The organism is Streptococcus mitis (assembly GCF_946190065.1).
Taxonomy (GTDB): domain Bacteria; phylum Bacillota; class Bacilli; order Lactobacillales; family Streptococcaceae; genus Streptococcus; species Streptococcus mitis_DE.
On sequence record NZ_CAMHZD010000010.1, the window covers coordinates 39,381 to 58,355 of the forward strand.

The following is an 18,975-nucleotide window of genomic DNA, read 5'->3' on the forward strand; positions in this document are numbered from 1 at the left end:
CTATGACAAAGAAAATAGTAGCTCTAGCAGGGGACGGAATTGGCCCAGAAATCATGGAGGCTGGTTTAGAGGTTCTGGAAGCTCTAGCTGAAAAAACAGGTTTTGACTATGAGATTGATAGACGACCCTTCGGAGGTGCAGGTATTGATGTTGCGGGGCATCCCTTACCTGATGAAACCCTCAAAGCCAGTAGAGAAGCAGATGCTATTCTCCTAGCGGCTATCGGTAGTCCTCAGTATGATGGAGCAGCGGTTCGGCCTGAACAAGGTTTGCTGGCTCTCCGTAAGGAACTCAATCTTTACGCTAATATTCGCCCTGTAAAAATCTTTGACAGTCTCAAGCATTTGTCACCACTCAAACCAGAACGAATTGCTGGTGTAGACTTTGTTGTGGTGCGTGAGTTGACAGGAGGGATTTACTTTGGAGATCATATCCTTGAAGAGCGCAAAGCGCGTGATATTAACGATTATAGTTATGAGGAAGTGGAGCGAATTATTCGTAAAGCCTTTGAAATTGCAAGAAGTCGGAGAAAAATCCTTACCAGCATCGATAAGCAAAATGTGTTGGCAACATCAAAACTCTGGCGGAAAGTAGCTGAGAAGGTTGCACAGGATTTCCCAGATGTGACCTTGGAACACCAGTTGGTGGACTCAGCTGCCATGCTCACGATTACCAATCCTGCCAAGTTTGATGTTATTGTAACGGAGAATCTTTTTGGAGATATTCTCTCTGATGAATCAAGCGTTCTATCTGGTACACTTGGAGTTATGCCATCAGCCAGTCATTCTGAAAATGGACCAAGTCTCTATGAGCCCATTCACGGTTCAGCTCCTGATATTGCAGGTCAAGGAATTGCAAATCCTATTTCCATGATTTTATCAGTGGCCATGATGTTGAGAGACAGTTTTGGACGTTATGACGATGCAGAGCGTATCGAACGTGCAGTAGAAGCCAGTTTGGCAGCAGGAATTTTAACGAGAGATATAGGAGGACAGGCTTCGACCAAGGAAATGACAGAAGCCATTATTGAAAGGTTATGAAGTTAGACGAAAAAATTACTCTAGTTCTCTTGATTTGGAATGTCATCATTTTCTTGATTTATGCCATTGACAAATCCAAGGCAAGGAGAAGAGCATGGCGCATCCCAGAGAAAATCTTACTTATTTTAGCCTTTGTTTGTGGTGGTTTTGGTGCTTGGTTAGCAGGAATCACTTTTCAACACAAGACTCGAAAATGGTATTTTAAAACAGTTTGGTTTCTCGGGATGGTGACTACACTAGTAGCCTTATATGTTATTTGGAGGTAATGGATGGCAGGAAAATCGATTTTTGATAAATTATGGGACCGCCATGTGATTACAGGAGAAGAAGGACAACCTCAACTCATGTATGTAGATCAGCACTATATTCACGAGGTGACCAGTCCTCAAGCTTTTCAAGGATTGCGTGATGCAGGACGTAGATTGAGACGACCAGATTTAACATTTGGTACCTTTGACCACAATGTCCCGACGGTCAATATATATGATATTCGAGATGTAATCTCCAAAGCACAGATTGATAAGTTAGCTGAAAATGTTGAAGAGTTTGGAATCGAACATGCTGCCCACGGTTCTGAAAAACAGGGGATTGTCCACATGGTGGGTCCAGAGACAGGACGAACCCAACCAGGAAAATTCATCGTCTGTGGAGACAGTCATACGGCTACTCACGGAGCTTTCGGAGCAATCGCCTTTGGGATTGGGACCAGTGAGGTGGAGCATGTCTTTGCTACCCAGACACTCTGGCAGGTTAAACCTAAGAAAATGTTGGTTGAATTCACTGGAGTTCCTCAAAAAGGAGTTTATTCTAAGGATTACATTTTAGCCTTGATTGCCAAGTACGGCGTTGCCTGTGGTGTTGGCTATGTGGTGGAATATCGAGGACAGGCTATTGATGCACTGAGCATGGAAGAGCGAATGACCATCTGCAATATGTCCATCGAGTTTGGTTCCAAGATGGGAATCATGAATCCGGATCAAACTACCTATGATTATCTCAAGGGACGGGAATGTGTTCCAGAGGAGTTTGAAGAGGCTGTGGCGGATTGGAAAACAATTGTCAGTGATGATGATGCCGTTTACGATAAGGTTATCCGGATGGATGTCTCAGGCCTTGCTCCTATGGTGACCTGGGGAACCAACCCTGCTATGGGGGTTGACTTTGACAGTAGCTTCCCAGAAATTAAGGATATGAATGATGAACGAGCCTACAATTATATGGATTTGGAACCTGGTCAAAAGCCAGCGGATATTGAACTAGGATATATCTTTATAGGTTCATGTACCAATGCTCGACTCAGTGATTTGCAACTGGCTGCGCGATTTGTCAAAGGGAAGAAAATAGCTCCTAACTTAACGGCTATCGTGGTTCCGGGCTCTCGTCCTGTGAAACGAGCTGCTGAGAAGTTGGGCTTAGACAAGGTCTTTCTAGATGCTGGCTTTGAGTGGAGAGACCCCGGTTGCTCTATGTGTCTAGGGATGAATCCTGATAAGGTACCTGATGGTGTCCACTGTGCCTCAACCAGCAACCGGAACTTTGAAGACAGACAAGGCTTTGGCGCTAAGACTCATCTCTGCAGTCCAGCCATGGCAGCTGCGGCAGCTATCGCAGGGCACTTCGTAGATGTTCGACAAATGCCAGAAGCCCAGTAAGGAGAGGATATGGAGAAATTTACAGTTTATACGGGAACGACCGTTCCTCTCATGAATGATAACATCGACACCGACCAAATCCTACCCAAGCAGTTTCTCAAGTTGATTGATAAGAAAGGCTTTGGTAAGTATCTCATGTATGCTTGGCGTTATCTAGATGACAAGTATACTGAGGATCCAGATTTTGTCTTTAACCAACCTGAATATCGTAAAGCCAGTATCCTTATCTCAGGGGATAACTTTGGGGCAGGTTCTTCAAGGGAACACGCAGCTTGGGCACTAGTAGACTACGGTTTTAAGGTCGTGATTGCAGGATCTTTCGGTGACATTCATTACAATAATGAACTCAATAATGGCATGTTGCCAATTGTTCAGCCCAGAGAGGTTAGAGAGAAACTAGCCCAGCTAAAGCCAACCGATCAGGTAACTGTGGACTTGGAACAACAAAAAATCATCTCACCAGTTGGAGAATTCACTTTTGAAATTGATAGCGAATGGAAACATAAACTCTTAAATGGTTTGGATGATATCGGTATTACTTTGCAGTATGAAGATTTGATTGCTGCATATGAAAAACAACGACCAGCTTACTGGCAGGATTAGAAAAAATAGAAAAGGAAATATAGAACTATGACAAAACACATTCAATGGAACGGAACACTTTCACAAGAAGGCTATGATATTTTAAAAGGTGAGGGTGGATGTATAGTTTGCCCTACTAAAGTTGGTTACATTATCATGACTAGCGACAAGGCAGGACTTGAGCGCAAGTTCGCAGCCAAAGAACGTAACCGCAACAAACCAGGTGTTGTCCTCTGCGGTAGCATGGATGAGCTTCGTGCTTTAGCACAACTTAACCCAGAAATTGAAGCTTTTTACCAAAAACATTGGGACGAAGATATTCTCCTTGGTTGTATCCTTCCTTGGAAACCAGAAGCTTTTGAAAAACTCAAAGCCTACGGTGATGGCCGTGAAGAACTTATGACGGACGTGCGTGGTACAAGCTGTTTTGTCATCAAGTTTGGTAAAGCTGGTGAACAATTAGCTGCCAAACTTTGGGAAGAAGGTAAAATGGTTTACGCTTCATCTGCAAACCCATCTGGAAAAGGAAACCGTGGTAAGGTAGAAGGTATCGGAGAACGTATCGAAGGAGCAGTGGATCTTGTCATTGAAGCAGACGACTATGTGGCATCTATCCAACCTGACAAAACGATTGAAACTCGCTACGAGCAAGGCGTGATGGTGTCTATGGTCGATAAAGATGGTAAACTCATTCCAGAACAAGGAGGAGCACGTTCAACTTCACCAGCTCCAGTTGTAATCCGCAAAGGACTTGACATTGATAAAATCATGATGCACTTGTCAAATACCTTTAACTCATGGGACTACCGTCAGGGTGAGTATTATTAGGATAGAGAAGGAGAGGAGAGAAAATAATTTCTCCTCTTTCTTTTGTTATTTATGCAATAAAATCCGAACAATATATTTTAATTTATAAAATTATTTGACAAAAACTGTACTTTGATTTATAATTAATTAAGGAAACGTCGGAAAAGGCGTAGTGATGCGAGAGCATAGGTAGGTCATTACAAAAGAAACGAGACATCGATATGTTAAATGAATTTCCAATTTTTGATTACGAAGATATTCAATTGATCCCAAATAAATGTGTCATTAAAAGTCGTGCAGAAGCGGACACAAGTGTCACTCTAGGAAATCACACCTTTAAACTACCTGTTGTGCCAGCTAATATGCAGACAATTTTGGATGAAAATGTAGCAGAGCAACTGGCTAAAGGTGGTTACTTCTACATTATGCACCGTTTTGATGAGGCAGGACGTATTCCTTTTATTAAACGCATGCACGATCAAGGGCTCATTGCTTCTATCTCTGTCGGTGTTAAGGATTATGAGTATGATTTTGTTAGCCAGCTCAAGGCTGATGCTCCTGAGTACATCACGATTGATATTGCCCATGGTCATGCGGATAGCGTGATTTCTATGATTCAACACATCAAGAAAGAATTACCAGATACTTTTGTTATTGCAGGAAATGTGGGAACACCAGAAGCTGTGCGTGAACTTGAAAATGCTGGTGCGGATGCTACTAAGGTCGGAATCGGTCCTGGTAAGGTTTGTATTACCAAGGTCAAGACAGGTTTTGGTACAGGTGGTTGGCAGTTGGCTGCTCTACGCTGGTGTGCCAAAGCTGCACGTAAACCGATTATCGCTGATGGAGGAATTCGTACTCACGGTGATATTGCCAAGTCTATCCGATTCGGTGCCAGCATGGTTATGATTGGTTCCCTCTTTGCAGGACACGTCGAAAGTCCAGGGAAAACGATTGAAGTCGATGGTGAACAGTTCAAAGAGTACTACGGTTCAGCTTCACAATATCAAAAAGGTGCTTACAAAAATGTGGAAGGCAAACGTATCTTGCTTCCTGCCAAAGGTCATCTGCAAGACACTTTAACTGAGATGGAACAAGACCTTCAAAGTGCCATTTCATACGCAGGTGGACGTCAGGTTGCTGACCTTAAACACGTTGATTATGTTATCGTGAAAAACTCCATCTGGAATGGAGATGCTTCCCACTAAGACGGGCTATCTCACTAGAGTAAGTGGTAAGAGTTTTTAGAAAATCAAATAATTCAATATTTTTAGGAGAACAGAGAAATCTGTTCTCTTTTTTGTTCGCTTAAAATTCTATTTGAGAGGAGCTCAACGATGGTAGGATTAGAGATTGTAATGAATTTAGACACGTTAGAAATCTTTGACGTTATCGATCATGATAAGAATGGAAACAGCGAACAAGCGCCTACAACCATCCAATTAAGCTTATTTGACTCAATGACGTGCATTTGACAGAAGGAGATAAATTAGGATGGATAGAGAAGCGCTATACAATGAATTAATTCAAAGCGAACCATTAGGTTTCATTGATCCTTTTTCTGACCTTGGCGAATTTGATCCTCTTCAGCTGAAATTTAAACAACCCGTAAAGGATCTAGTGAATCGATATTCAGGCCAACCTTACAGCTTGGCTTGGCAACATAAAATTATGGAAATGCGGAAGTTGTTTATTGATTATCAGATAGCATTAAATGAAGAAGATAAGAAGATTAACTTTCAGCGAAGAACAAGAAGCGAAGATTCCAAAGAACATGCTACAACTATTGTAACAACCTACTTGAAATTGGGATTTAGTTTTAAAGAGATTGAGAAGCGTGTTTCTTTATCTTACAAACAACTTCGTCGAGGATGGAAAAGAAGTGATCACATAATGACACATCCTCCTGAATTTTATAGTAAAGGAGATTTATCGGAAGGTTATTGTTTACCGAGTAAAAAGTTACCTAAAAGCATGAGAATAAACGAGGGATAGAAAATGGAAACTGGAATTTGTAGACGATGTGCTTGCAACTGGGTTACACCTTGTATCGATGAAAAGTATGGTCCTTGCTGGTGGATAGATAAAGACAGAACGCTGTGTAGTCATTGTTTTTATGGATTTAATGATGAACCATATCAGACGAAAGTTTACTATAGACCTGGTCATGACTTCCTTGAGAGAGATAGAGAATTTGCTTTGGAAACATTGACAAATCCAAAAAGCCACTGGGTCTATGATATAGAACATGATGTGTTGTGCGTAGTTGGTTTAGGAGATCATATTGGAGCAGTTAGATTTATTGTAAGGAACTTTTATGGACTTAATCGCATTTATCGTGAGGAGATTCCTAAATGGCAAGAAATTATTGGGAATAATATGATTTTTTATAATGCAAAGGTCAATGATTCAGAACATTACGCTAGTTGTTTGCCTAGAAAGTATAAAAATTTGGATTGATATGGATAATAAAATAATTGAGAAGATACAGAATCTTTTAGAGTTAGCTTACGATGCACCAAACGATGAAGAGGGACAGACTGCCCTTCTGATGGCTCAAAGACTTATGGTGAAGCATAATCTTTCTATGAATGATTTAACGAATAGTAAAATTCAAAAGGATATTGGTGAAACAATAGGAACATGGGAATATAGACTTCCATGGTGGCAAGAAAAGTTAGCAGGTATTTTAGGTGAAAATTTTAGATGTAAAACGATAAGAAGACGACTTCCTGAAGACGGCATCACACAGATAATTTTCTTTGGATATCAATCTGATGCTGAATTTTGTAGTAAGGTTTACGAAGGTGCGCTCTTATATCTTAAATATCGGTTGAAACGACTTTTCCCTACAGTCTCAAGAGCAAGATGGAAAGACTATAAGAAATCGTACTTACTAGGTTTCTTAAACGGAATAGATCAACGTTTTCAGGACCAGGCTCAATTATCAGAAGAATTTGGTTTGATGGTAAAAATCCCAGCAGAAGTTTTAGAAGAACAACGACTACGTATGGGGAAATTAGAGAGCAGAAGCCTAAAAATCGAAATTGAAGTTGATTATGAGGCGTATATTGCTGGTTTGGAACACGCAAAAGAGACCAAGTTGTTATCAGAAGAATTATTGAATCAATGAGGAGTAATTATTATGAAAGAAGCAGTATTAAAGAGGAGTGTTTGTACTTGGGAACGTCTTCTAGATGAACTATTACAAAACGAAACAAAGGTGGAGATGGATGAAATTGATCTAATTCCAATTAAAACATCTTGTAGAAAAGAGTATTTCTGGATAGCAGAGGTAAATGTTGAAAATCAGCACAACACAAGTACTACTGAATTTGGGTATTGCCCATTTTGTGGGTTAAAGAAACGAGAGACTCTTATAGTTGATTTGTAGAAATTAAAAAACATGAAAAAGATTGATTTATTAAAATGTTTATCCATCATCATAAAAGATGGATTAAGAATACAAAAATATAAGAATAGCCATCTACAGCTCATCTCTTCAGCTGAAGAAGGAAGACGAGGGTCTGTATTTGCTTATCGTTCAAAAGCGAATATGGTGAAGGCACGTGGTGTTGTTTTAACCTCTGTCGAATCATTGCTGGAGAACCAGGATCAGTTTACACACTGGACTCCTAACGTATATTGCTACGGAAGCTATAGTGATGCTGGTCGACGGATTACACGTGGCCACTCTGAGGATAATCTTAGACAGATTAACACATTCTACATTGACTTCGATATTGCCTCTGCAGCTGAAGAAATGACGACAGGAGATATTCTAACTGCTTCCCTGGAGCTAGGTTTTATGCCGACGTTGATTCTAAAATCTGACAAAGGATTTCAAGCCTATTTTGTCCTCTCAGAATCAGCTTATGTTACAGCTCATTCTCAATTTCGAGTGGTGAAGGTGGCCAAAGCTATCTCTCAAAATTTGAGAAATTATTTCGCTCAAACTTTACCAGTAGATATGACTTGTAACCATTTTGGGATTGCTCGGATTCCTCGAACTGATAACGTTGAATTCTTTGATGCTGATTATACCTATTCATTCCAGGAGTGGTTAGATTGGTCAATGAAGCAATCAGATCTTCCCTTCCCAAGTAAAAAGCCAAATTTGACGGTTATTTCAGGTTCTGAAGGGGTGAAACAGATTGATGAACCCTGGTATCAATTGCTGATGAGAGAGGGAAATATCAAAGGTGGAAAAGCCTTGATGGGAAGAAACAACGTTCTTTTCACGCTGGCTTTAGCTAACTTCTCTTCAGGAATTGATCAAGGAGAATGCGAGGAAGTTCTTTCTAACTTTAATGCAAATCTAGACGAACCACTCTCTTCAGCTGAATATCATAAGATTATCACAAGCGCCTATTCAGGAAAATATGAAGCTGCTGGTCGTGACTATGTAATGACTTTATGTAAAGCATGGGTTAACCAGGAACTCAAGGCTTCAGATCTCTTTGTGAAGCAACGTTGGTATAAGTTTAAGAAGAAACGTGCGGACAGAAAGAATAGTCATCTCTATGAATGGAAAACAGATGTCATGGCCTATTTAGAAGGCTTCTATCAATCTGAGGATCCATTTATCCAGACGACAAAAAAAGAGATACGAGAGAAGTTGAACATTCCTGAGCGCTCATTGGATAAAGTATTGAAAGTTCTCAAAGCAGAACAAAAGATCTTCTTCACAGTCAAACACGGTCGTGGAGGAGGCATCAGATTAGCCTCTATCAAAGCAATCTTGCTTTCCCTTATCCAGGTGAAGAAAGAACGTCAGGAGGCTTATATGGCCAATATTGCTGCTTTCTTTGAAGAAAGCTTAGAGTTCACCCAGAGAGTGATAGAAAGGGTTAAAGATGACTTTAAACAAACACAACAACTATCTCTATTTGAGCTTGACATTGGATAATTTTAAAAACCCGCAAACTGCCTTTACATTATATCTATGATTATCGATATAGAATTTGAAATTGATGGAGGAATGATATGATTTTAATTTTAGGTGGATTCTTTAGCCTTATATTTGTTGGAGGAGTTTTAATAATTCTCTCACTTATAGGGATTCGTCAACGAATTCGTTTAGAAAACGGATATGATTCTGAATTAGAGACAGATCAGCTGGCAATGATTGGCCAAAATAGAAAGTGAGATTAAGAATGAAGTATGTAATTTTTAGTTTTGAATTAGGTGATTATATTTGTAATGGGGAGAATAAAGTTTTAGTTTTTGATACATTGGGACTAGCTTTTCAGTATCTTCAAAAACATTATCGTAAACCACTTCCTGAGCAAAGAAAAAAGAGATTGATTCACTATCCTGATGTGTATCAAGCTCCGTTTAGGCTTTTAAAAGTTTGTTAGGAAGGAGAAAGGTCGATGTCAGAGTTATTCAAAATTATTAGAGGGTACTACCTAACAGGAGTTGGACAAGAACCATTGGCTTATTATTTCAAACTTTCATCGGATAACTTAAAATTTGAGTCTATTTCTGCAGGGGATGTAGCTTTAACTTTTTATCAAAACGAGGAGAGTATTACTAGCATTCCAGCGATTATTAGAGTAGATAGTGTTATCTCGAATGATAAAATGATTTCAGATTATCTCCAGGAGGAGTTGAGAGATCACTATCCAATGTTACCAATTGTCCGTGTATTGGATTCCGAGGAATTTGATCCTTTACTCTTTCAGGAAGTGATGATAACGTTCGCTAACTTAAAATCAGAAATAAAAGAATTGGCCAAGATTGATTATGTTCAAGGTTCCATATTTGATTTTATGGATGAGGAGGAAGTAGTATGAGAGAGCTTTTTAGACACATTAAGTTAGCTGTAGGTGCTATTCTCGTTATTTTATTTGTGAGTCTCGCAGTTCTAGGAGGATATAGGATGTATAAAGATCATTTTATCTTAGATTATGATCCTCATCTTACTCAGAAGGAATATCAGAATACTGTACTTGATCAAAATGTAAATCTAGTATTTTATAAAAAAGATTGTCCTTACTGTCAGGTTGGAAAAAGTGTAGTTGTAGATGCAGCCAATAAAGGTTCTTATCCTACATTTTACATTGACACTCAGACAGAAGAAGGTCAAAAGTTGGTAGAAAAATACCAAGTTGAAAAAGCTGCAACTATCATTAAAATTCGTAAGGGAAAAATAAAGAAATATCTGTATGCCTCAAGAGATTCAGAGGAAAAGATTGTAGCAGATGAGAAAGGGATCCAGGAGGCCATAAATGATTAAAAGGGTAAGGTTTAGTAAGTGGGCTAAGAAACCTTTTCAAATATTGAAGTATGTCTAAGGAGGTAGTATGTATCAATTTTTAAATGCTATTGCGCATGGCGTGGTTGGAACTGTCTTGATTGCGATTTGGTTTGTACCTCTCTTCAAGATAACTATATGTGATAACTTTGGAAATGAAATCAAAACGAAAAGGCTGCCATTGGCATTTTTAATGTTATTAAAAAGTGTTTGGCCTAAAAGTAAGATTTCATTTATTTGGAAAGGATGTAAGAAGCATGAGGAACAGAGATAAGGTATTGTTCTAAAAACAAAAATTCACATAAAGTAGAAAGGATATATCCACTATGATAGATACAATCAAACGCTGGATTGAAAAGATAAAATCTAGCCCAATTTTGAAACCATTTATTAAGACTAAAGTTTGGTTTCAAGAGAATATTATTAAGAGAAAACTAGTTATTTTCTCAATGTTGTTTGTGACCTGGTTAAGTCTTTTGATGGGAGCAATTTTCTCACCACAAAGACAAACCTATACTTCAGAACAACTCAAAACAAAGCAAGTTTTTGCGAATGGAAGTGGTGAGATGAAACTGGTCAGCCAGGAATATTCCCCAGATACTGGAATTATTGTTTTACAATTTGAGACGAAAGATGCTACGACTTCGATAGATCGGGGTATCGATGCCAAACGATTAAAATGGAAACTCTATGCACAGCATAAAGACTCAAAAATAGAGATGGATGTTGTACCAATCATTGATAATAAAGTATCAGTTATTATTAAAGGAGTTCCGAAAAATTTTGGTGCATTTGCGATTGATGTGACGAATCAGACGGTCTCTTCTAGTTCAATTGATGTAAATATTTCATCGCCATCCAGTGATTCTAAAAAGGTTTCTCAGAAGAAATCTGAAGAAGATGACACTGTACAATTCTTTGTAACTCCTCAAAATACTCAGCTTGAAATCAAAGCTATTGAGCTTGTCTCCAGAGAAGAATTTACTCTTCAGGAAATAGAAAAAGAGATCAATTTCCAGAATGAACAGTCTCAAAAATTGACAACATCAATTGCTCAATTGAAGGAATCAATTGAAGATGATAATTCACGAAAAGCGAGTCTTCAAACAGAAGCAAAATATCTAACAGGTGATGATCTCGAAGCCAATCAAAAGAATATTGCTACGCTGGATACAAACATTGAAACGAAGAATAGAACCATCGAAACAGCCTATAAAAACATTGAAAAGTTGAAGGCTAAATTGGAGTCTTTGGATAAGAAAAAACAGGCAGTCAAAGATGGAACATTTGAATTTTCAAATCCTATTGAAACTGTAGAAATGAATTAAAGTGAGATAAAATAAAATGAAAAATTTAATTAAAATGGTAAAAGGAACTGATAAATTGGGATATAAATTATCTGCGATTTGTGGAATAAATTGGCTGGTTGGTCAGATGTTTAAATGGCAATCTTTAGTGTTTGAGATGATAGCGTGTGCTGTTCTGGTTAAAATAATATCAGAAGCACTTGAAATTAGTTCAAATTATTTAGGATTTTTAATGATTATTTTTATCCTAGCTGTTCCTTTTTCAAAATTGCGTTTTGGTGTTGAGAGATTTATTTTTTCATTTTTTGAAAGTGTTGTGTTAGGCTTGATTTTTTCCATCGCAGTAGTTTTTCCATTTCAAGAGAATGAATCATCGTTCTGGCTTTTAGCCACAATCTTTAGTATTGGTATTTATTATTTCATGAAGTGGTTTCAAGCAAAACTTTTTCAGCGTTATCTATTCAAAAATATCTTAAACAAGGATTACCTTGGAATCCGAAAATTAAAAGATAAGTTACCTCCTAAAATCAATATTTTTATGGATGCTGATGAAGGTGATGCAAACCAACGAATGATTACGATTAATCAGCGAGCAGTGAAAAAGGATTATCAAGATATTGTAGAATTAAGTTTTTTGAATAGAGAAAAACGGACAGGTATTTCCTATTATAGAAAAGCATGGAATGGTTCTGAAGCTCCTCTTGAAAGAGAATTTGTAGATATTGAAGAATTGTATCATCCAGTATTTTATGTCTTCCCGTTTGGGAAAAAACATGATTTTTCTTTCTGGCTGATTCAACTTGATGTAAGTAAAAAGGATGCATTTTCTATGAAAGCCGAGTTCGTGTTTACCAACAAATAGTAGTCAAAAATCTCCTTAATTTTTGAATTAAGGGGATTTTTTTTTTATGATTGTCCCTTTAAAAAATTTTTTTCAGTTATCTCTTATACTAGAATCAATCAAAAAAAGAAAGGCAGAAAAATGAAAGAACAACTTAAATTAGCACCAAAGGAAAATCAGCCAGTTAGAAAGCATCGTACTGTATTCACAAGTACAAAAGGTTTGATTAGAAAACAGAAATGGGTTGTGCTGGATATTGATGAATATGGAATAACCTATCATAGTAATCCAGGGTGTAAAGGAGAAATGTTTTCTTCAATGTACCTCGTTCTAAAGGAAATTAAAATTGATGAACGTTCTTTCACACTAACCATCAAGAAAAATGATCATGAAGTTTATGTGATTGATTTGAAGAAATTAGATGGCGATTTGTGGAGCAACTTCCAAATTGTAAAAGAAAAAATTACCAGCTTTGCAGGAAATAAATTAAGGAATTAAGAAATACGAAATTAGAAAAAAGGAGAAGTAATCATGGCTAAAAATGATTTAAAAAAAATTGATAATCAACTAGAAGAGGCAAAGAAAAGAGTTGCCCTTTTGGAACAGGAACGTAAAGAAGCAGAAGAGAATCTTCAAAAACAAATTGGTAAAATTTATGTTCAAATTCAACTGAAGAAAAATAAAAATCAGTCGTATGAATCAATTTTTGAAGAGTTAAAAATGGAATTAAACCTCATCAAAGAAGATGAAAAAGAACAACGTTTAGCAGCGAAGAAAAATCGTGAAGAAGGAAACTTTCCAGCTGAAGATCAGTCTTAATCTTTGAGTTTTGAACTTCTAAATGAAGTCAAAAACGGTGTAAGTAAAAGTATGTAAAGAAGAAAAACAGTGTAAGTATAACACCTATAAAGTGTGTAAAGGTAAGTATAGTATGTGTGTGTAAGTAGGTGAAACCGAGAAAATTACCGGTACCGGAAACGTTGATACTATCAACATATCACGGCACGTGATATCAGTTTCCCTTATGCTCTTTTCTACCACAACACACCTAAAATGGACCTTAGTCCCTCTGTGTGTGTTAGTGTGTTGAAAAACCGCAAAAATAGAACCGTATCGGTTCGTGATGTTGCGAGGTTGAAGTTTTCTTTTTTGCTTCTTTTTGCTTTTGCTTCGACAAAAGAAAAAAGAAGGGCGCTATTTTTTAGAAAGGAAAATTTAAAATAATGGCAAATATAAAACAAAATCGAATTGAGATTAGAGGCCTTACTGATGATGAAATTAATTATCTAAAATCTCTTGCGAAAAAAAATAAAGCCAACTCATTTAACGATTTTTTGCTTTTAATCTGTCGTGAAAAAATTGAGTATGGAAAATTTAATCGTGCTCAAGACTTGTATGTTGCTCATTTGGAAAATATGAAATTAGCTTCTGACCATGTTTTGAACCAAATGAAAAAACAGAAAAAAATATTATCTGAATTTGAAGAAAAAATGGATCGTTATGGTGATTATATTTCACGTTGGTTAGAGTATGAAGGAGAGGTGGAAAGTGATGACTAAAAATTTTTTAATTCGAAATGTTCCCGACGATATGTTTGAACAACTTCAGGCTATTTCAAAAAAATATAACTATCCGAGTTTCAATGAGTTTATGTTATCGCAAGTTCAAAATATCGTAATGAATGACGGATTGAATTTGTACAATAACCAATTTGCGGAAACATTATCTGTCATCAAAAAACAACAAAGTCAGATTTTAGATTTGATGTTGAAGAATGAAATTTCTCTTTCAGCTTTAAATGTTAAACAAGATATTGTAAATGATCTAACTACAAATTGGTTACATTTTATGGATGATGTATCTGCACTTGAAGCTGAACGACGGTCAGGTGGTGTTTAACAATGAAGAAGAATAAATCTCTGTTCATCATTCTCATTTTTCTTGCAATCTTTATCGTACAACCTAACAATTTTAATGCTATCAAATCTGGCTTGACACAAAATGATATCCCGACTCAATTGAACATAGCCGATTCAGCTGAAGAAAAAAATTCCAACTCAAATTTGAATTCTACTCTGAAAAATGATGATTTGAAATCGAAGGAGTATGATGGAAAAAATCAAGTGATTGTTGTCAATGAAAAATCACAATTTACAAAAAGCGAATTGAGTTTAGAAAATGGCAGCTGGGAAAAATATTCTGATCTAGATTTTTTAAATCGTGTAGGAATTGCTGAAGCGATGTTGGGAAAAGATTTGATGCCAACTGAAGATAGAGAATCTATTTCGTCTATCACACCAACAGGATGGAAAAATAAAAAAATAATTTTCAACGGGAAAGAAGATTATTTATATAATCGTTCTCACTTAATCGGTTTTCAATTAAGTGGAGAGAATACGAATGCTAAAAATTTATTTACAGGTACACGTGCTTTAAATGCAAATTTTGAAGATGAACAATCATCAATGGTCTACTATGAAAATAAAATTGCTAACTACATAAAAAATACGAACCACCATGTCCGCTATCGAGTAACTCCTATATTTAGAAATGTGGAATTAGTTGCTAGAGGAGTTCGTATGGAAGCGCAGAGTATTGAAGATGATGAGATCTCATTTGATGTATATATCTTTAATATTCAACCAGGATACAAAATCAATTATTTGACAGGATCATCTCAGAAAAATTGAGGAGGGAAAAATGAATCCAAGACTTAGCTTATATTTTAGCGAAGAAACACATGAAAAATTTAAGGAAATAAAATCCTACTTGAAAGAATCGTCTGCTTTGCAGAAACAATATCGAAATAATTCAGCAACGCTTGTCACTTTGATTGAAGTTTTTTATAAACTCTTTATTGAATTAGGAGAAGGAAAAAATTTCTATGAGCGACTGACTCAGCTGGAAAAAAATTGGGGGGATGCCTTTGATTCTGGAAATGACAACAAGGCAATTCATCGTCAACTTGATCAAATTCTCTATTTAACACTAACCAACTTTCATGCTATTACGAAAGATGATTTTGATGTTCAAGATTTGGAATCTATTCATTCACGACTGGATCCTACACAGCATGAATTAATGGCACGGATTAACGATGTCATTCAAGAAGATGTTGCACGTGGTCAAACAATGAAACATTCTCATTGAGGTATAGTAAATGGTAGATGTTGTTGAGATCTATTTAGAAACAGGAGATTTTCATGAAGCGGTGAGACAGTCAGGGTTGCCTACTCATATAGCTCATTTGAAATTGATTAAGAGTGGCTGTCTGAAAATTCAAGATAAAATTCAGTATGGTTCTAGGACAGCTAAGCTTGGGGGAATGGCCGAGGAGCTTTTTCAAAAGTATGTTCCAGATGCAACGGATGCGAATAAGTATTTCAAGAAAAATAATCCAGTATATGATTTTTGGCTAGATGGTCTAACGATTGATGTAAAATACAGCTCATTGTATAAAAGGAAAAACGGGAACTCCCATCACTGGCAATTGAGAACAAAAGGTAATCAAGATTTTATTGTCGCCTTTTTAGAACGAGAAAGTGGTTCAGAGTTAGAAAAACCAAATATCTTATTGATTCCCATGCAATTTATTGAAGAGCAAAAAGAATTACATATTTCTCAATCAGGACGGTGGATCAATGATTTTCAAGTTGAACCTGAAGAATTACAACCGTTATTAAAAGACTATGCTCTTTTAAGAAAAAATGGACTATTTTAATTCAAAGAGAGGAAAATAATGAACGTATCTTCTAGTCCAAGTATTACCTTCATGCTGCAATACACTGAAGCAAATAGTGGCTTTGTAGACTACACTAATAGAGACGAAGCTGTTGAGGTTGATAATGAATTAAATTTAGAAACACACAGACAAAATATCGAGTCTCTAACTGAAGATGAAATACAAAAAATTCAAGCTGAAGTTCCAGAAACGAAACTAAATTTTCAGGAATACATTGATTATATGAATCGCTCTTATGCTACTGAAAACCAAAATGAAGAGATGACAGCGATTTTTACAAAAGAGGCCAATTACTTGCAGCGTAGCAAAGTAACTGAATTGAAAAGTAAGTTAGAACAGGCTTATCAAAATGGCTCTCTTCTATGGCAGGGTGTTATCTCTTTTGATAATGATTTTTTGGCCAAAGAGGGATTATATGATCTGGAAACTGGAAAAGTCGATCAGCAAGCTATCAAGTCGGTCATACGTGAAGCATTGCCGAGGTTGATTGAAAAAGAAGGCTTATCTGATTCATCATTTTGGTGGGCTAACATTCACTTGAATACGGATAATATTCATGTGCATTTTGGTTTATCTGAAGTTGAATCTGCAAGAGAAAAAATTTTCTATCGACCTCGTGGACGAATGGAGTACAGAGGGAACTTTTCCCAAAAAACCATTGAGCGTTTTAAAAGTGATGTTTTTCATGGCCTGTTAAATGAACAGACTAGAGGAATGATTGTTAGAAGAGAACAAATTTTGGCCAATATCAGAAGTGAGTTGATCAATTCTGTCTTTAGAGATCAGAAGGTTCGTTCTTCGGCTGAAAAAAATTTTTTGGAGCAGGCTTACAACCATTTGCCAATGGATAAAAAATGGCGTTATGGATCAAATGCAAGAGATTTTGCAGTCAGTAAATTCTTCATCGACCGCTATCTGGATTCCTATTTAGAAAATGATGGGAAAGAGCTCTATCAAGAATTTCTGAAAGAAACGAAGGACTTCCTAGAAACTTATAGAGGAGCTTATTCAGCTGAAAAAAAATCAACCTACGAAAAGATTCGGAAAGTTGATGGTCGTTTTGAGAAAATACAACAGGAAGCTGCAGGCTATCATCTACAGCAATTAATAGCGAATCGAGAGAAGGAGTTGAGAGAACGACTAGCAAATAAAATTTTGCACTTATTTCGTGAGAATGCTCCTGAAATAGCTGATGTTCGGCTGGAAAAAAATTTGTCCAATTTCTCAGTAAAGAATCAACAAATGATTTTAGAACAGGATCCCAATGCAAGTGTTATCAAAACACTAGATGCTTGGAAAAAACTGGGTTATGAATTGAAAGATGGGGCAAAACCTCTTGAAATCACAAAACCAGTCTATGCTGCTTATGACAAACACGGAACAGGTTTGGGACGTCCTGAATATGTTACGGAATTAGTTTATGATGTGAGTCAGATGAAAGAAGACTTACTGGAGAAGCAACTTAGTTTACGAGACTTATCGCTATTTTCTTCGGCTGATTTGAAAGCTCTTGTAGAAGCAGCTAAAAAGAAAAGTGATCGATCATTAAAAGAGCGCCAGGAATTAGGAACATTTCGCTATGCTTTAAAATTGAGTTTATTGGAGGAAAAACAAAGTAGTTTATTAGTTCGTAAAACTCTTTTTGATCAAATTCAACCACTTGAAACTGATCAGCCATTTGTTGAATTAAAAAAGAAGGAGATTCTTCAAAGACTGAAGCTGACTGAATTGCAACTGACTCCAAATTATAAACTAGGTGAAGCAGACCAATCTCTAAAACAATCTCTTGCTAACCAGTTTGAAGATAGTGTTTCATTTTCAGTAGAAAAGGCTGATTCATTAGCAATTCAAGCACCTATTAAACGTTTGAAGCTAGAATTAGTGGCAGTTCAACCTCTTCAAGATGAAGGAGTGCTGACTATTCTAAAGGGCTATCCTGTGACGAAAGATAGCTATATAGAAGAGCTACAGACCCATATCTCAATTTTTCAGCTGAAACATCAGATTTACAGTCGAAACAAGGAAATTTTACAAACGACTGATCAAGCGATTATTCAAAAATTAAAACAGGAGAATGCGAAAGGATTTTCTGAACTCAAATCACTCTATCAAAAAATATTGCCAGAGGAAGAAAGTAATCAAAAAAGTCAGTTAGCTCAAGCTGTTTCACAGAAAATGCAAGAAAGGAAAAATCTGCAAAGAAAAAATATCCAACAATCTCAAGGTAAAGCAATTATCAATACAGATTTCATGAGAAATTTGACCAATTCTCTTCAAAGAGCCCAACGTGCAAATAAAAAAGCCCTCATGGAACGTGAGAGAAGTGATGAGAGACAAGAACTTGAAGAGAAAGGACACAGTATATAAGAGTCATTGTAAAAGCAATGGCTTTTTTTGTTGAAAATGGAAATCTATTGTCCCTTTAACTGTGATTTTTCGATTATTACATAGAATAGAAGGATAAAAAGAGAAAGGAGTAGAAAAATGGAGCTAGTATTTCCAGATGTAGCAGTTGAAGACTTTGACTTTTCAGATGAATGGTTAATTACGGCAATGAATGCTGATAACAAACAAGTGCATTTTGAGGGTCAAGGAAGAAATTCTGATTTAGAAATGGTTCTAGATTTTAAGGGACATTCTGAGCTATTTGGATCTTTTTCAGTAGGGGAATTGGTTCACTTAGATCCAGAAACGTTTCTACAAGCAGAGAAAGAGCCGTACAAACCACAGTATGAAGGATTTTAA

27 protein-coding genes are annotated in these 18,975 nt (G+C 36.7%); all 27 read left to right on the forward strand.

Annotated elements, in window-relative coordinates:
* Positions 1-2: 2 nt before the first annotated feature.
* Complete coding sequence (leuB, locus tag OCF96_RS05855) at positions 3-1,040, forward strand: 3-isopropylmalate dehydrogenase (RefSeq protein WP_261446665.1); 1,038 nt, start codon at positions 3-5, stop codon at positions 1,038-1,040.
* Complete coding sequence (locus OCF96_RS05860) at positions 1,037-1,306, forward strand: DUF1294 domain-containing protein (RefSeq protein ID WP_261081194.1); 270 nt, start codon at positions 1,037-1,039, stop codon at positions 1,304-1,306. The genes leuB and OCF96_RS05860 overlap by 4 nt, the downstream gene beginning before the upstream one ends.
* A gap of 3 nt (positions 1,307-1,309) precedes the next feature.
* Complete coding sequence (gene leuC / locus OCF96_RS05865; protein ID WP_261446666.1) at positions 1,310-2,692, forward strand: 3-isopropylmalate dehydratase large subunit; 1,383 nt, start codon at positions 1,310-1,312, stop codon at positions 2,690-2,692.
* 9 nt (positions 2,693-2,701) lie between these two features.
* Positions 2,702-3,295, forward strand: a complete 594-nt coding sequence (leuD, locus tag OCF96_RS05870; RefSeq protein WP_261446667.1) for a 3-isopropylmalate dehydratase small subunit — start codon at positions 2,702-2,704, stop codon at positions 3,293-3,295.
* A gap of 27 nt (positions 3,296-3,322) precedes the next feature.
* A complete protein-coding gene (locus OCF96_RS05875; protein WP_261446668.1) occupies positions 3,323-4,102 on the forward strand; it encodes an L-threonylcarbamoyladenylate synthase in 780 nt (259 codons plus the stop codon).
* A 200-nt stretch (positions 4,103-4,302) separates the two neighbouring features.
* Positions 4,303-5,289, forward strand: coding sequence for a GMP reductase (locus tag OCF96_RS05880; RefSeq protein WP_055356792.1), 987 nt, complete (start codon positions 4,303-4,305; stop codon positions 5,287-5,289).
* Positions 5,290-5,575: 286 nt separating this feature from the next.
* Positions 5,576-6,076: a modification methylase Sau96I gene (locus OCF96_RS05885; protein WP_261446669.1), complete on the forward strand. Its 501-nt coding sequence runs from the start codon at positions 5,576-5,578 to the stop codon at positions 6,074-6,076.
* A gap of 3 nt (positions 6,077-6,079) precedes the next feature.
* Positions 6,080-6,541 (forward strand): hypothetical protein, encoded by a 462-nt coding sequence (locus OCF96_RS05890; protein WP_152905724.1) that lies wholly within the window; start codon positions 6,080-6,082, stop codon positions 6,539-6,541.
* Position 6,542: 1 nt separating this feature from the next.
* On the forward strand, positions 6,543-7,214 hold the full coding sequence (locus OCF96_RS05895; RefSeq protein WP_261446690.1) for a DUF2786 domain-containing protein: 672 nt from the start codon (positions 6,543-6,545) through the stop codon (positions 7,212-7,214).
* A gap of 12 nt (positions 7,215-7,226) precedes the next feature.
* Positions 7,227-7,475, forward strand: a complete 249-nt coding sequence (locus OCF96_RS05900) for a hypothetical protein (protein WP_049550469.1) — start codon at positions 7,227-7,229, stop codon at positions 7,473-7,475.
* A gap of 12 nt (positions 7,476-7,487) precedes the next feature.
* The gene (locus OCF96_RS05905; RefSeq protein WP_261446670.1) at positions 7,488-8,990 is read left to right on the forward strand and encodes a primase C-terminal domain-containing protein; all 1,503 of its coding nucleotides are present in this window, start codon (positions 7,488-7,490) and stop codon (positions 8,988-8,990) included.
* 77 nt (positions 8,991-9,067) lie between these two features.
* On the forward strand, positions 9,068-9,229 hold the full coding sequence (locus tag OCF96_RS05910; protein WP_261446671.1) for a hypothetical protein: 162 nt from the start codon (positions 9,068-9,070) through the stop codon (positions 9,227-9,229).
* 8 nt (positions 9,230-9,237) lie between these two features.
* Entirely contained in the window at positions 9,238-9,441 is a 204-nt protein-coding gene (locus OCF96_RS05915; protein ID WP_000878299.1) for a hypothetical protein, read from the forward strand.
* 15 nt (positions 9,442-9,456) lie between these two features.
* Complete coding sequence (locus OCF96_RS05920; RefSeq protein ID WP_261446672.1) at positions 9,457-9,879, forward strand: hypothetical protein; 423 nt, start codon at positions 9,457-9,459, stop codon at positions 9,877-9,879.
* Positions 9,876-10,322: a thioredoxin domain-containing protein gene (locus OCF96_RS05925; RefSeq protein ID WP_261446673.1), complete on the forward strand. Its 447-nt coding sequence runs from the start codon at positions 9,876-9,878 to the stop codon at positions 10,320-10,322. The genes OCF96_RS05920 and OCF96_RS05925 overlap by 4 nt, the downstream gene beginning before the upstream one ends.
* 67 nt (positions 10,323-10,389) lie before the next feature.
* Positions 10,390-10,614: a multidrug transporter MATE gene (locus OCF96_RS05930; protein ID WP_261446674.1), complete on the forward strand. Its 225-nt coding sequence runs from the start codon at positions 10,390-10,392 to the stop codon at positions 10,612-10,614.
* A gap of 52 nt (positions 10,615-10,666) precedes the next feature.
* Complete coding sequence (locus OCF96_RS05935) at positions 10,667-11,668, forward strand: hypothetical protein (protein WP_261446675.1); 1,002 nt, start codon at positions 10,667-10,669, stop codon at positions 11,666-11,668.
* A gap of 16 nt (positions 11,669-11,684) precedes the next feature.
* Positions 11,685-12,509, forward strand: coding sequence for a hypothetical protein (locus tag OCF96_RS05940; RefSeq protein ID WP_261446676.1), 825 nt, complete (start codon positions 11,685-11,687; stop codon positions 12,507-12,509).
* Between the two features lie 120 nt (positions 12,510-12,629).
* The gene (locus tag OCF96_RS05945) at positions 12,630-12,986 is read left to right on the forward strand and encodes a hypothetical protein (protein WP_261446677.1); all 357 of its coding nucleotides are present in this window, start codon (positions 12,630-12,632) and stop codon (positions 12,984-12,986) included.
* A 33-nt stretch (positions 12,987-13,019) separates the two neighbouring features.
* Complete coding sequence (locus OCF96_RS05950) at positions 13,020-13,307, forward strand: hypothetical protein (RefSeq protein WP_216732928.1); 288 nt, start codon at positions 13,020-13,022, stop codon at positions 13,305-13,307.
* Between the two features lie 404 nt (positions 13,308-13,711).
* Positions 13,712-14,047: a hypothetical protein gene (locus OCF96_RS05955; RefSeq protein WP_261446678.1), complete on the forward strand. Its 336-nt coding sequence runs from the start codon at positions 13,712-13,714 to the stop codon at positions 14,045-14,047.
* The gene (locus OCF96_RS05960) at positions 14,040-14,387 is read left to right on the forward strand and encodes a hypothetical protein (RefSeq protein ID WP_261446679.1); all 348 of its coding nucleotides are present in this window, start codon (positions 14,040-14,042) and stop codon (positions 14,385-14,387) included. The genes OCF96_RS05955 and OCF96_RS05960 overlap by 8 nt, the downstream gene beginning before the upstream one ends.
* 2 nt (positions 14,388-14,389) lie before the next feature.
* Complete coding sequence (locus tag OCF96_RS05965; RefSeq protein WP_261446680.1) at positions 14,390-15,178, forward strand: DNA/RNA non-specific endonuclease; 789 nt, start codon at positions 14,390-14,392, stop codon at positions 15,176-15,178.
* Between the two features lie 10 nt (positions 15,179-15,188).
* Complete coding sequence (locus OCF96_RS05970) at positions 15,189-15,638, forward strand: hypothetical protein (protein WP_261446681.1); 450 nt, start codon at positions 15,189-15,191, stop codon at positions 15,636-15,638.
* A gap of 10 nt (positions 15,639-15,648) precedes the next feature.
* The gene (locus tag OCF96_RS05975; RefSeq protein WP_084910554.1) at positions 15,649-16,209 is read left to right on the forward strand and encodes a hypothetical protein; all 561 of its coding nucleotides are present in this window, start codon (positions 15,649-15,651) and stop codon (positions 16,207-16,209) included.
* Between the two features lie 18 nt (positions 16,210-16,227).
* Positions 16,228-18,597: a MobP2 family relaxase gene (mobP2, locus tag OCF96_RS05980; protein ID WP_261446682.1), complete on the forward strand. Its 2,370-nt coding sequence runs from the start codon at positions 16,228-16,230 to the stop codon at positions 18,595-18,597.
* A 117-nt stretch (positions 18,598-18,714) separates the two neighbouring features.
* The gene (locus OCF96_RS05985) at positions 18,715-18,975 is read left to right on the forward strand and encodes a hypothetical protein (RefSeq protein WP_261446683.1); all 261 of its coding nucleotides are present in this window, start codon (positions 18,715-18,717) and stop codon (positions 18,973-18,975) included.